Source organism: Prauserella salsuginis (assembly GCF_024648885.1).
Taxonomy (GTDB): domain Bacteria; phylum Actinomycetota; class Actinomycetes; order Mycobacteriales; family Pseudonocardiaceae; genus Prauserella; species Prauserella salsuginis.
Map to the genome: position 1 here is coordinate 585,599 of NZ_JANBBF010000008.1, position 13,802 is coordinate 599,400.

12 protein-coding genes are annotated in these 13,802 nt (G+C 70.4%); 1 reads left to right on the forward strand and 11 read right to left on the reverse strand.

What is annotated here, in order from left to right:
- Positions 1-358: 358 nt before the first annotated feature.
- Complete coding sequence (locus tag LY40_RS04185; RefSeq protein WP_183786310.1) at positions 359-916, reverse strand: TetR/AcrR family transcriptional regulator; 558 nt, start codon at positions 914-916, stop codon at positions 359-361.
- A gap of 94 nt (positions 917-1,010) precedes the next feature.
- Here LY40_RS04185 and LY40_RS04190 point away from each other — a divergent pair, with 94 nt between their 5' ends.
- The gene (locus tag LY40_RS04190) at positions 1,011-1,424 is read left to right on the forward strand and encodes a nitroreductase/quinone reductase family protein (RefSeq protein ID WP_258935975.1); all 414 of its coding nucleotides are present in this window, start codon (positions 1,011-1,013) and stop codon (positions 1,422-1,424) included.
- A 28-nt stretch (positions 1,425-1,452) separates the two neighbouring features.
- Here the strand turns inward: LY40_RS04190 and nrfD are convergent, their stop codons facing one another.
- From nrfD to LY40_RS04240, 10 genes are all read right to left on the reverse strand, one after another.
- Positions 1,453-2,433: an NrfD/PsrC family molybdoenzyme membrane anchor subunit gene (nrfD, locus tag LY40_RS04195; RefSeq protein ID WP_183786312.1), complete on the reverse strand. Its 981-nt coding sequence runs from the start codon at positions 2,431-2,433 to the stop codon at positions 1,453-1,455.
- Entirely contained in the window at positions 2,430-3,359 is a 930-nt protein-coding gene (locus LY40_RS04200; protein WP_258935976.1) for a 4Fe-4S dicluster domain-containing protein, read from the reverse strand. The genes nrfD and LY40_RS04200 overlap by 4 nt, the downstream gene beginning before the upstream one ends.
- Positions 3,356-6,733, reverse strand: coding sequence for a formate dehydrogenase (gene fdh, locus LY40_RS04205; protein WP_258935977.1), 3,378 nt, complete (start codon positions 6,731-6,733; stop codon positions 3,356-3,358). The genes LY40_RS04200 and fdh overlap by 4 nt, the downstream gene beginning before the upstream one ends.
- Before the next feature lie 73 nt (positions 6,734-6,806).
- Positions 6,807-7,643: a dihydropteroate synthase gene (gene folP, locus LY40_RS04210; RefSeq protein ID WP_183786432.1), complete on the reverse strand. Its 837-nt coding sequence runs from the start codon at positions 7,641-7,643 to the stop codon at positions 6,807-6,809.
- 120 nt (positions 7,644-7,763) lie between these two features.
- Positions 7,764-8,810 (reverse strand): ABC transporter ATP-binding protein, encoded by a 1,047-nt coding sequence (locus LY40_RS04215; RefSeq protein WP_308292554.1) that lies wholly within the window; start codon positions 8,808-8,810, stop codon positions 7,764-7,766.
- A gap of 384 nt (positions 8,811-9,194) precedes the next feature.
- A complete protein-coding gene (locus tag LY40_RS04220) occupies positions 9,195-9,833 on the reverse strand; it encodes a YjiH family protein (RefSeq protein ID WP_258935978.1) in 639 nt (212 codons plus the stop codon).
- Between the two features lie 102 nt (positions 9,834-9,935).
- Entirely contained in the window at positions 9,936-10,562 is a 627-nt protein-coding gene (locus LY40_RS04225) for a YjiH family protein (RefSeq protein WP_258935979.1), read from the reverse strand.
- 196 nt (positions 10,563-10,758) lie between these two features.
- Complete coding sequence (locus tag LY40_RS04230; protein WP_183786316.1) at positions 10,759-11,682, reverse strand: LysR substrate-binding domain-containing protein; 924 nt, start codon at positions 11,680-11,682, stop codon at positions 10,759-10,761.
- A gap of 21 nt (positions 11,683-11,703) precedes the next feature.
- Positions 11,704-12,534, reverse strand: coding sequence for an HpcH/HpaI aldolase/citrate lyase family protein (locus tag LY40_RS04235; protein ID WP_183786317.1), 831 nt, complete (start codon positions 12,532-12,534; stop codon positions 11,704-11,706).
- Between the two features lie 69 nt (positions 12,535-12,603).
- Positions 12,604-13,779: a CaiB/BaiF CoA transferase family protein gene (locus LY40_RS04240; protein ID WP_258935980.1), complete on the reverse strand. Its 1,176-nt coding sequence runs from the start codon at positions 13,777-13,779 to the stop codon at positions 12,604-12,606.
- Positions 13,780-13,802 lie beyond the last annotated feature (23 nt).

Here is a 13,802-nt window from a genome sequence, read left to right on the forward strand (position 1 = left end):
CATGAACGGCAGGAACCTCCCGGCATGCAGCGCCGGGAGGTTCCTCGGATGCGACGCCGTCACGGGCGCATCCACCAGTTTCTCCGCCAGCGAGTCGTCCACCCGGAGGCCCGCACCCGCTCGATCATTCCCCAACGTCATCCACGGTTTCCATTACCGAACAGACATTTGATACATGTCCCTATCGAGCTGCGAACAACCGGGGCGGCAACATTCACGGACAGCCGGGTGTGCCACGACCGGGCCTCGAATCCACCGGACAACGCTCCGTCGGATCGCTTGCCGCCGAGACGCCTTCACGCCCCACTGCCGATTCCGCACCACGAGTCCGCAGCATCCGCCCACACCACCGTTGCACTCAGGAGCCGGCCCGCAGCTGTGCCGCGATGGTTGCGGCCAACTGCCTGCCCGCGGTGTCGTCGACCGCGGCGTGGCCGATCAGGATGCGGTACCAGAGCACGCCGTAGACCTGGTCGACGGCGAGGTCGGCGTCGACGTCCGGCAGCCATCGCTCGATGACCAGATACAGCTGTTCCCGCCGGTCGGCGGTGAACTCGGCGAGCACCGCGGCGGCGTGCTCGTCCCGCAGTGCCTCCGCCACGATCCCCCGCAGGGTTGCGGTGTATTCGGGTGTTCCCGCGGCGGCGAAGGTCGCGGCGACGAACGCCTCGAGGTCGCCTTCGAGGGAGCCGGTGGACGCCGTCGGCGCGAGACTCCGCGCCCGTTCGGTCATCGCCTCGAGCACGACCGCCCCTTTCGACGGCCACCAGCGGTAGATGGTCTGCTTGCCGACCTGCGCCCTGCCCGCGATCGCACCGAGTGTCACCGGCTCACCCGCGGCGAGCAGGTCCGTGGCGGCCGTGAGGATCGCCGCCCTGGCCTCGTCGTTCCGGCGGCGTCCGGTGTGTGCACGCATTCCTTGACGGTACCAACAGTCTCGACTAATTTCGACCGGTAGCCAACAGAGACCACCAGTACCGGCAACTGCCGACCGTTCGAAAGGACGGATGATGTGCGCACGCGACTCCCGCTCCGCAGGCAAGTTCCGGGTCGTCAACCGGCTGCACCGGATGGTCAACCCGGTGATGCGCCGGATCGTCGGCCGCATGCCCGGCCAGGCGCTCCTCGAAACCACCGGACACCGCACCGGCCGTGTCCGGCACACGCCCATCGGCGGGGCGATCCGCGACGGACGGTTCTGGTTCGTCTCCGACCACGGCGAGGCGTCGGCCTACGTGCGCAACCTGATGGCCGAGCCACGCGTACGGGTCCGGCAGCGCGGCGTCTGGTACTCCGGCACCGCGCACGTCCTGCCCGACGACGACGCCCGCGCCCGCCTACGCACCCTTCCGCGACTGAACGGCGTCATGGTCAGGGCGCTCGGCACGAACCTGACGACCATCCGCATCGACCTCGACGACTGACGAGCTCCGGCGCACGCGGTGTCACGCCTCAGGCCTGCTCGCCCCGGTCGACCCGCCTGCGCTGCGGCACGACGACGTACTTCGGGTCCTTCGTGGACTCGACGCCCGCCTCGAAGATGCCGAACCGCTGCAGCGCACTCCCAGCGAGCAGCGCCAGGCCCGAGGCCACCGCAGCGGCACGGCTCCGGCCGGCCAGCAGACTGCCCAGTGCACCGCCCGCGGTCAGATACTCCGACCACCGCCGCAACCGGTGGGCCTTGCCCGTCCGGTAGGCCTCACTGACGACGCCGAGCCGCTCGTCCAGCTGCCGGGACGTGACCAGCTCGGTGACGGCGCCGACCGCGGCGAGTTTGCGCGCGGGTTCGGCCTCGTCGACAGGCGCGCACACCATGCCGAACCCGCCGCCCGCTGCCGCGGCCGAGCCGGTGAACACGAACGGCAGCCGGTCACGGGCCTCGTTCCACGCCGGCACCGCCGTGTGCGACAGCAGCACGGCCGTGTACGACGCCACGCCCGGAGCCACGGCCGCCGACGCCAGACCGGCCGGGCGCGCCAGCACGCCGAGCAGCTTTCCCGGCCGACTCCGCCGCAGCCGGGACGGCAGGAGTTCCGCCATCGCCGCGACACCGACACCGGGCCCGTAGGCCACGAGGATCCACGTGCCGACGCTCATCGGCGAACTCGGCTTCGCCACACGCAACATGTGGTGGAACCGCTCGGGCCTGCCCAGATCGGCGATCAGGAAGTACATGCTCGTGCCGAGGCCGCCGAGCGCCCCGAGGCGGGCGGCCTTCCGCAGCCGCGGCCGCCGTGTCAGGTCGGCGCCCGCGGCGAGCTCGGCACACGCCGCAGACAGCCCGCCCGCGAACAGGTACGCCGGTACGAGCCATTCCCACACCGGCTCCTTCAGCACCCGCCGGCCGTAGTACGAGCGGAAGTCCTCCTCGCCGGCCTGCCGCTGCTCGCGGCGTCCGTCCCCGGCACTCACGCGGCCCAGCGACCGGCTCATCGGCGGCTCCGTCCGAAGAAGACGGACACGGCCGCCGCGGCGAACGCAGCCGCGGCCACGCCCGCCCGCGACCACATCGATCCCGCGTCACGCGTCGGCACCACGGGATCCGGCGGCAGCCCGTACACCTCGGGTTCGTCCAGCAGCAGGAAGAACGCACCGTCGCCGCCGACGCCGTCGTTCGGATCCTCGCCGTACAGCCGCGCCTCGGTGACACCGTGCTCGTGCAGCGTGGCCACGCGCTCCCGCGCCCGCTCCCGCAGCTCGTCCAGCGGTCCGAATTGGATGGAGTCGGTCGGACAGGCCTTGGCGCAGGCCGGTTCCATGCCGTCACGCAACCGGTCGTAGCACATGGTGCACTTCCACGCCCTGCCGTCGCCCTCCCGCCGGTCGATCACGCCGTACGGACAACCGGACACGCAGTAGCCGCACCCATTGCAGATGTCGTCCTGCACCACGACCGTGCCGAACTCGGTGCGGAACAACGCGCCGGTCGGGCAGACGTCGAGGCAGCCGGCGTGCGTGCAGTGTTTGCACACGTCCGAACTCATCAGCCACCGGAAGTCGGTCCGCGTCTCCTCTCCGGTACCGGCTCCGGGCAGATCGAACGACGGCAGCCCGAGATCGACCGCGTCCGCCTCCCTCGCCGGACTCGCCTCGCGTGGGGGCGCGGGCTGTTCGATGAACGCCACGTGCCGCCAGGAGTTCGCGCTCAGCTCACCGGTGTTGTCGAAGGACATGCCGAGCAGGTCGAACCCGCCGTCCGGAAGGAGGTTCCACTCCTTGCACGCCACCTCGCACGCCTTGCAGCCGATGCACACCGACGTGTCGGTGAAGAACCCGACTCGCTCCGGGTGCTCGGTGTAACCGGCATCGCCCGAGACGTCGTCCAGCGGCCCGAAGAAGCTCTCCCGCGAGACGGTCATGCGTCCTCCTCCCGATCGGTCGTGTCCGGTGCTGTCGTGTCCGGTGCCGGCCTGTCCGACACGGTCGCATCCGACACGGTCATGCCCGGTGCGGCGGCATCCGACCCCGCCGTGTCCGCGGTGAGCACGTGCGATCCGGTCGCCACGGTCACCCCCGCGCGCCTGCGGTACTCGGCCAGGTACTCCAGCAGCTCACGTCCGCGCGGCCGCCTGCCGGGCCGGATGTCGCAGGTGGCCACCTTGCTCTCCTGGATCAGCGTGTTCGGGTCCAGCACCACGCCGAGCAGGTCGTTGACGATGTCGCCGTCGACCTTGCCGCTCGGCCCCCAGTGATACGGCATCCACACCTGGTGCACCACCCGGCCGTCGAGCCGCAGCGGCCGCATTCGCTCGGTGACCAGCACCCGCGCGTCGACGGCGGCACGGCTGGTGACCACGTGGGCCCAGTCGAGGTTGGTGAGTCCGCGCTCGGCCGCCAGTTGCGGCGAGACCTCCACGAACAGCGCGGGCTGCAACTCCGACAGGTAGGCCAGCTGCCTGCTCATGCCGCCTGCCGTGTGGTGCTCGGTCAGCCGGGCCGCGGTGAACACGAACGGGAACACCTCACCGCCGGACTCGGGCGGTGCAGGGTTCGACGGATTGTCCGCACGGCTGTACACCTTGCGGGCCGGACTGCCCTGCTGGCCGTAGAGCAGGTTCGGCATCGGCGACTCGTGCGGTTCGTAGTGCGTCGGCAGCGGCCCGTCGACCACGCCGCTCGGTGCGAACAGCCACGCCTTGCCGTCGGCCTGCATGATGAACGGGTCGTCACCGGCAAGCGCGCCCGGTCCGGCCTCGCCGTACTCCGGTTCGAAGCCGGGCGGGGTGGTCTTCGGGAAGTCCGGCACGTCGTGGCCGGTCCACTCGCCGCGTTCGGCGTCCCACCAGACGAGCTTCTTGCGCTCGCTCCACGGCCTGCCCTGCGGATCGGCCGAGGCGCGGTTGTAGAGCACCCGCCGGTTCGCGGGCCACGCCCAGCCCCATTCGAGTGCCGTTTCGTCCTGCTCGGTCCGTGCGGTGCGGTTGCGGGCACGATTGACCCCGCCCGCGTAGACACCGCTGTAGATCCAGCAGCCCGCCGCCGTCGTGCCGTCGGAACGCAGCTGGAGGTAGCTGTCGAGGAGTTCGCCCGTGGTCAGGTCCACGCCGTTGATGCGGCGCAGCACGTCGTCGGCTGAGGGCTCCGGGAAATCCCCGTCCCCCTCGGTCCGGTAGTCCCACGCCAGGTCCTGCAACGGCCGGTCACGATCGTCGGTCGACCTGGCGAGCTTGCGCCGCAGCAGCCGTCCCAGGTGGTAGATGAACCACAGCTCCGAGCGCTGGTCCCCTCGCGGCTCGACGGCCCGGTCACGCCACTGCAGCATCCGCTGGGTCTGGGTGAACGTGCCCTCCTTCTCCACGTGTGAGGCTGCAGGGAAGAAGAACACCTCGGTGCGGCACTGTTCGGCGACGATCTCGCCGGTCTCGATCTCCGGCGCGTTGCGCCAGAACTCGGCGCTCTCGATCATCGTCAGGTCGCGCACGACGAGCCAGTCGAGGTTGGCCATGCCGAGCCGCTGCAGCCGCCCGTGCGCCGAGCCGACCGCGGGATTCTGGCCGAGCAGGAAGTAACCGAAGACCTTCCCGTCGATCATGTCCATCACGGTGCGGTAGGTGCCGTGGTCACCGTCGATGCGCGGCAGGTAGTCGAAGCGGTAGTCGTTCTCCTCGGACGCGGCCTCGCCCCAGTACTCCTTGAGCAGCGAGACGAGGTAGTCGTCCGCGTTGTGCCAATACCCCTTCTGGTGGGTGCCGCGGATCGACTCGACGTAGTCGGCTTTGCCCGCGTGCCGGGCGTCCGGCATGGGCAGGTATCCGGGCAGCAGGTTGTACAGCGTGGGAATGTCGGTCGAGCCCTGGATGCTCGCGTGCCCGCGCAGGGCCAGCACTCCCCCGCCGGGCCTGCCGATGTTGCCGAGCAGCAGCTGGATGATCGCTCCCGCGCGGATGTACTGGGCGCCCATCGAATGCTGGGTCCAGCCGACGCTGTAGACCAGCGCCGCGGTGTGCTCCCGCCCGGACGCGCTCGTCCACGCCCGACACACCTCGAGGAAGTCATCACGGGAGACGCCGCAGATCCGCTCCACCATCTCCGGCGTGTACCGCGAGAAGTGACGTTTCAGGATCTGGAACACGCAGCGCGGATGCTGGAGTGTCTCGTCGGTCGCGATCCCGGTGCCGCTCTCGAGTTTCGGCCCGCCCGACCCGTGCTGTTCGCCCGCGGACTGCTCCCGGTGCCGGTCGCCTTCGACCGAGTCCTCCGGGAATCCGTTCTCGTACTGCCACGTCGAGGTGTCGTACGTGCTGGTATCCGGATCGTAGCCCGAGAACAGCCCGTCGAGATCCTCTGTGTCGACGAACTCCTCACTGACCAGGAACGACGCGTTCGTGTAGGCCTGCACGTACTCCCGGAAGTCCAGGTCGTTCGACAGGATGTGGTTGATCACGCCGCCGAGGAACGCGATGTCCGAGCCCGCCCGCAGCGGGACGTGCTTGTCCGCGAGCGCGCTCGTCCGCGTGAACCGCGGGTCGATGTGCAGCACCGTGGCGCCGCGCGTCTTCGCCTCCATGACCCACTGAAAGCCCACCGGATGGGCCTCGGCCATGTTCGAACCCATGATGACGACACAGTCGGCGTTGGCCAGGTCCTGCTGATAGTCCGTCGCGCCACCGCGACCGAAGGAGGCTCCCAGACCGGGAACCGTGGCGGAGTGTCAAATACGCGCCTGGTTCTCGATCTGCACCGCGCCGAGGGCCGTGAAGAGCTTCTTGATCAGGTAGTTCTCTTCGTTGTCGAGCGTCGCGCCGCCGAGGCTGGCGATGCCCTGGGTGCGCCGGAGCGGGTTGCCGTGGGCGTCGGTCTCCTGCCAGCCCTTGCGGCGCGCGTCGAGCACCCGGTCGGCCAGCATGTCCATCGCCGTGGGCAGGTCGAGCTCCTGCCACTCGGTGCCGTAGGCGGGCCGGTACAACACCCGGTCCTCCCGGTGATCACCGGTGACGAGCTGCTTGCTGGCCGAGCCTTTCGGGCACAACCGCCCGCGGGAGACCGGACTGTCCGGGTTGCCTTCGATCTGCAGCACGCGCTCGCCCGCGGCGTCGCTGCCGACGTAGACGTTCTGGGCGCAGCCGACCGCGCAGTACGGGCAGACCGAGGCCGCCACCCGGTCGGCATCGGCGGTGCGCGGCTGCCGCTCGCGGGACTGCGGCGAAGCGGCGGCGTCTCCCCTTCCGAGCCGGTCGGCGCCCGTGAGCTGGCGATAGACCGGCCACGACCGGATCCAATCGCTCACACCCATGGACGTCCTCCACTCGGCTCGTCGCGTATCCGGGATCGTACCGCTCGAGCGCGGCTCCGTCAGCTCGCGACGATCACGCCAGTCCGCGGATCACGCGGGCGGGCGGTTTGTCGCCGCGGATCGCCGACACGACGTCGAGCGCCTGGCACGTCTCGGCCACGTTGTGCGCGCGGAAGACCGCTGCACCCTGCCAGGCACACACGGCGGTCGCGGCCAGCGTGCCGGGCAACCGCTCGCCCACCGCCCGGTCGAGCGTCTCGCCGATGAAGTCCTTGTTGGACAGCGCCACCAGCACCGGCCACCCGGTGTCGACCAGCCGTCCCAGCTCCCTGGTGAGTGTGAGTGAGTGCCACGTGTTCTTGCCGAAGTCGTGCGTGGGGTCGACCAGCAGCCCCTCGGCGGGGACCCCCATGCGGACCATGTCCTCGGCACGGCGCGTGACCTCGGCGATCACGTCGGCCACGACGTCGGGATAATGCACCCGGTGTGGCCGGGTACGGGGAACCGCGCCACCGGTGTGCGAGCAGACGTAGCCCGCCCCGTACTCGGCGGCGACCTCCGCCAGCCCCGGGTCGGCGCCCGCCCAGGTGTCGTTGAGCAGGTCGGCACCCTCCTCGCACGCGAGCCTGCCGACCTCACGACGCCAGGTGTCGACGCTGATCACCACGTCGGGGAACCGCTGTCGCAACTGCGCCACGAACGGCACCACACGCCGCGTCTCCTCGTCGACGTCCACGTCCGCGCCGGGCCCCGCCTTCACCCCGCCCACGTCGATGATGTCCGCACCGTCGGCGACCGCCCGCTCGGCCGCGGCGAGGGCCTCGTCGGCGGCGTAGGTGGCGCCGCGGTCGTAGAACGAGTCCGGCGTGCGGTTCACGATCGCCATGACCAGCGGCCGGTCCGAGCGCATCGCCCGGCCACGGAAGCGGATCACGGATCCTGCGGAAGTCTCACCGGTCTGCACCCCTCCAACGTATCGGTTCCCACCGCCGGCCCCGGGCCGCTCGGCCACGCCGGCACCGGTCGTCCGTCACCGCGGTCGAGCGCCGACCCCCGCGCCTGCCCCTCCGGTGCCGCCGATGCCGTACCGGAGCCGGTCCTCGTCCGACAGCGACGCGGTGATCCCCCGCTGCGCCTCGGGCGGCAGCGTGTGCAGGATCGACATCACCCGGTCCTTGCGCCGGATCGCCCCCTCTCGCGGCGGCAGTCCTGGGGTCGGCTGCAGCTGCGGGACGACGCCGCGCACATCGTCGACCGATCCGTCGTGGTGGCCCGCGGCCGCGTGGGCCTCCTCACGGGCGATCTGCGCCGAGTCCTTCTCCTCGCTCATGCCGATCGGGCCGCGGACGCGGCCGTTGAGGAACTGCTCGACGACGGGCTCGTCCGAGGTCAGCAGCACCTCGCGCGGGCCGAACATGACGAGTTCCTTGCGGAACAGCATGCCGATGTTGTCCGGCACGGTACGCGCCACGTTGATGTTGTGGGTGACGATCAGGATCGTCGCGTCGATCTGCGCATTCAGGTCGACCAGCAGCTGGGAGAGGTACGCCGTACGCACCGGGTCCAGACCGGAGTCCGGCTCGTCGCACAGGATGATCTCCGGGTCGAGCACCAACGCGCGAGCCAGACCCGCGCGCTTGCGCATACCGCCGGAGATCTCACCGGGCAGCTTGTCCTCGGCCCCGGACAGACCGGTCAGCTCGAGCTTCTCCAGCACGATCCGGCGCACCTCGGTTTCCGACTTCTTGGTGTGCTCCCGCAGCGGGAACGCCACGTTGTCGTAGAGGTTCATCGACCCGAACAGCGCACCGTCCTGGAACAGCACGCCGAACAGCTTGCGGGTGTCGTAGAGCTTGCGTTCCGAACAGCGCACGATGTCGGTGCCGTCGACCGTGCAGGAGCCACGGTCGGGTTTGAGCAGGCCGATCATCGACTTGAGGAACACCGACTTGCCGGTGCCCGACGGGCCGAGCAGGACCGACACCTCACCCGGTGGCAGCGTCAGCGTCACGTCCCGCCAGATCGGCTGCTTGCCGAACGACTTGGACAGTCCTTCGACGACGACTTCCGCACCCACACTGCCTCCTGAAACCGCGCTCCGACGAGCGGCCGGATGTGAAACACGTTCCAGCCTGACACCCCAGCACAGAGGGGTCAAGCGAGGCGAATCCGGATTAACGGTGGCACGCTTCGGTAGCGCCGACTCGGCGGCAGGCACACCGCACCGGCACGGCGGCGGGCGCGGCGCGGTTTACCGGTGTCGGGCACGGCTGTGGATCGGCGGCAGGCGCGGCGACACAGCGGTGCAGCGGCGCGGCGACACAGCGGCACGGCGGCACGGCGGCACGGCGGCACGGCGGCGCGGCGGCACAGCACCACAGTGGCGCGGCGACACAGCGGTGCGGCGTCGATGCACCGGACGGCCCCGGTGCGACCGGCGGACCGGACGCACCGAGGACACTCAGTGCAGCAGCAGCGCCACCGGAGTGACCAGCAGGATCGTCAGGGCCACACGCTGGAACCAGATGACGATCATCCGCGGTACCGAGATCGGGATGTCGGTCGCCAGCACGCACGGGACCAGTGCGGAGAAGAACACGATCTCGGACACGCAGATCACGGCCACGATGAACTTCACCACCGCCGTGGATCCGGCGACCACCAGCGCCGGGAGGAACATCTCGGCGATGCCCACCGCGGCGGCCTTGCCGATCAGCAACGGCTCCGGGGCCTGTGCGATCCAGGCGAACGGGTAGAACAGGTAGCCGAGCCAGTCGAACAGCGGGGTGTAGGTCGCGAGGGCGAGGCCCAGCAGTCCGATCGACAGGATCGACGGCAGGATCGCCATGGTCATGCGCAGCCCGGAGGCGACGTTGACGACGATGTTGCGCCCCAGCGACGGCGCCGCGGCCACGGTGGCACGTGCCTCCTGCCAGGCGCGCGCGACTCGGCGGCCGCCGACGTCCTGTTCCGGCCGCGGAGTCACGCCGTCGGCGCAGGTGTCGGGGATCCGCGACAGCGGCGGGATCCGCACCGTCACGGCGGTCACCACGAACGTGATCACCAGCGTGGTCCAGAAATAGGTGTTCCAGCTGCCCATCAGATCCAGCGTGGAGGCGACGACCACCATGAACGTGGCCGAGACCGTGGAGAACCCTGTCGCGATGATGGCGGCCTCGCGACCGGTGTACTTGCCCTGCCGCTACACCCGGTCCGTGATCAGCAGGCCCAGCGAGTAGCTGCCGACGAACGAGGCGACCGCGTCGATGGCCGATCGTCCCGGGGTGCGCCACACCGGCCGCATGACGGGGCGCAGCAGTACGCCGATGAACTCGAGCAGGCCGTATCCGACGAGCAGCGCGAGGAACACCGCCCCGATCGGCACCAGCAGGCCCACCGGGATCACGAGACTGTTCATCAGGAACGGGCCCATGTCCTCGTCGAACAGCCATGCCGGTCCGACGTCGAACACCAGCATGCCGCCGACGACGAACCCGGCCACCTTGGCGATCGAGAACACCACCGACATCGCCGACCGGTTCCACGTCCCGGAGACGAACGGGTACACCGCGCCGGCGAGAATGATCGCCAGCATCAGATACGGCAACGCCGCGGGTATCGCGGCCTCGACCGCGGTGACCAGATGGTCCAGCACGATCGAGCTCTCGCCGCCGATCGAGACCGGGACGAAGAACACGAACGCACCGACGACGCTGTAGGCGAAGAACTTCCACATCGGAACCCGGCCGGCACCGCCTTGGGGTTCGGCACGGCCGTCCCCGGCGTCGTGGCCGCCGGGATCGTCGTCCCGTCGCTGTTCGGTCGCCATACGCCACCTCCTTCGATGGCAGGCAGCGTCGCACCACTCCGCACCGGCGTTGAACAGCTCACACCCACGAATGGTCTCGGATCTCAGACGACGGTCCGCCGACGGCGGCCCGCCGGGTCCCGGCCACGGCCGACGCACCGGCGGGCACCCGCGGCCGCCACGCGGTCACCGGCGGGCACCGACGGCCGCCACACGGTCACTCGATGCCCGGCCACTGCCCTTCGGCGGCGAGTCGCTCGGTGACCTCCACGACGCCGCGACGCACCGCCACCACGGCTTCCCGCGGCTCGTACGACTCGGTGGTGGTCCGGACGGCCACGTGTCGGCGCAGGCCCGGTTCGACGATGCGGCGGACACCGAGCTCTCGGGCCTCACCGCGACCGGGGACGACCGACAGCGGCAGGATCGTGCAGGCCTGCCCGCCTGCCGCGATCCGCAGCATCGTGCCGAGCGACTCCACGTCGCCCACGACGGCGGGCCGCAGCCCGGCGGCGGCGAAAGTGCGGTCGATGAGCGCACGCAGGTGACTGTTCGCACCGGGCGTGACGAGCGGCACGGCGTGCAGCTCGGACAGGGCCACCTCGGCGTCGGACGGAGGCCGCGGATCGGGCTGTCCGACGAGATAGAGCTCCTCGGAGTACAGCGGCACCTCACCGGCCCGCGGCGCGGCGTCCTCGCGGAACACCGCGGCGAGATCGAGCCTGCCCGCCAGCAGCAGTTCGTGGATGTAGCCGCTCATCGACTCGAACAGCTGCAGGTGGATACCGGGATAGTGGTGCTTGACCCAGTCGAACAGGGCGGGAGCCAGTGGTGCCGCGACCGTGGTCGGCAGGCCGACCGCCACCGGTCCGTGCACGTTGTCACGGTGGTCGGCGACGTCGCGCGCGAGCCGGTCGAACTGCCGCACGAGTTGCTGGGCGTCGCGGTAGAGCGCGGTGCCGGTGGGCGTCGGGCGCACGCCCCGGGGGCCGCGGACCAACAGCTGCACCCCCAACCGGGCCTCGAGCTGCGTCATGCGCTGGCTCAGCGCGGGCTGCGACACGTGCAGCCTGCCCGCGGCCGTGGACAGGCTCCCGGCCTCCACCACGCTGATGAAGTCCCGCAGGTGCGCGATGTCCACGTAGCCGCCCGTCGCCGATCGTCAGTCGCCGTCCCGCCGCCGGCGCCACGCGATGCGCCGCGCACGTTCGACAACGGGACGATCGATCATCTCACCGTCCACGACCGCCGCGCCGTCGGACTCGACGGCCAGCACGCGCTCGGCCCACGCCAGTTCCTCGGCGGTGGGTGCGAACGCGGCGTGCACGAGCGGCACCTGCGTGGGGTGGATACACAGCTTGCCGCCGAATCCCCAAGCGAGCGCGCGTTCGGCGGAACGGGTCACCGCATCGGTGTCGCGGATCGCGGTGCTCACTCCGTCGACCGGTTGCGGCAGCCCGCGGGCCGCGGACCAGCGGACGAGGTCGGAACGGGCGGTGTCGAGGGCCGCGTCGGCGCTCACCCCCAGATCGAGCGCGAGGTCGACGCTGCCGAACAGCAACCGCACGACGTCGTCGGCGGCCGCGATGCCGCCGAGCTCCACCAGACCCCGCGCGGTCTCGACGAGTGGCAGCACCGGTGCCGCTGCGGCCGTGGCTGCGGCGGCGACGTCGTCGGCGCTCTCGGTCTTGGGCAGCACCACCGCGTCGGGGCCGAGCCGCCGGCATGCGGCCAGGTCGGCTTCACCGTGCTCGGTGTGCAGCGCGTTGACGCGGACCACCACGACGACGTGGTCGCCGCCCGGCCAGTGCCGCACCAGGTTGTCCCTGGCCGTGTCCTTCTCGTCGGCACCGACAGCGTCCTCGAGGTCGATCACCACCACGTCGGCACCCGCACCGATCGCCCGCTCGAACCGTTCGGGACGGGATGCCGGCACGAACAACCAGCTCACCGCCTCGGCGATCGCCGTCCGTTCCCTACCGTCCTCGCCCATCGCTACCCTCCACATCGCCTGCCGGCCGCCCACCGGACGTCCCGGTCTCCGTCCTCGTCGAGCCGCCGGTCATGCCACACCGTCGGCGACCAGGTCATCGATCTCGTCACCCGACATGCCGAGTCCGGCCAGGATCCCCCGCGTGTGCTCCCCGAGTGCGGGCACCGGGTCCATCCTCGGTGCGAAATCGGTGAGGCCGGGCAGCGCGGGCGAGGCGACCGGCCCCGCCGGCGTCTGCACCTCGTGCCAGCGGCCGCGGGCCGCCAACTGCGGGTGCTCCCATACCTCGCTCACGCTGTTGACCCGGGCGTTGGCGACGGGGATGTCCGACAGCAGCGCGATGGCGGCGTCGCTCGACAACTCGGCGAACCGGCCGGCGACGATCGCTCCCAGCGCGTCGCGATGAGCGTTGCGGTCGGTGTTGGTGGCGTAGTCCGGGTGGTCGGCAAGTTCGGCACGTCCGAGGAACCGCTCGCAGAACAGCTTCCACTCACGCTCGTTCTGGATGGCCATCATGACGACCTTGCCGTCGCCTGCGGTGAACGGTCCGTACGGGTAGATCGTCGCGTGCGCCGCGCCCGCGCGCGGCGGTGGCTCGGCACCGTCGTAGGCGTAGTACATCGGAAACCCCATCCACTCCACGGTGGATTCCAGCATCGAGACGTCGATGTGCGTGCCCACGCCCGTCCGGCCGCGTTCCAGCAGTGCCGCGAGCACGGAGCTGTAGGCGTACATGCCGGCGGCGATGTCGGACACGGAGATACCCACCTTCGCCATCTCCTCGGGCGTTCCGGTGGCCGACACCAATCCTGCCTCGCTCTGGACCATCAGGTCGTAGGCCTTGCGTGTCTCGTAGGGACCGGGAGCGCCGTAGCCGGAGACGTCGCAGACGATCAGGCGCGGATCACGCTGCCGCAGGGCCTGCGCACCGAGCCCGACCCGCTCCGCCGCACCGGGCGCCAGGTTCTGGATGAACACGTCCGCGTCGTCGATGAGCGTGCGCAGCACCGACATGCCGCGCGGATCCTTGATGTCGAGTGTGAGGGATTCCTTGTTGCGGTTCACCCACACGAAGTGCGAGCTCAGCCCCCGCACCCGGGAATCGTAGGCACGGGCGAAATCCCCGACACCGGGACGCTCCACTTTGATCACCCGCGCGCCCAGGTCGGCCAACTGCCTGCTCGCGTACGGAGCGGCGATGGCCTGTTCGAGCGACACGACGGTCACGCCACGGAGAGGTTGCATACCTGCGCCTTTCGCTGTCGACC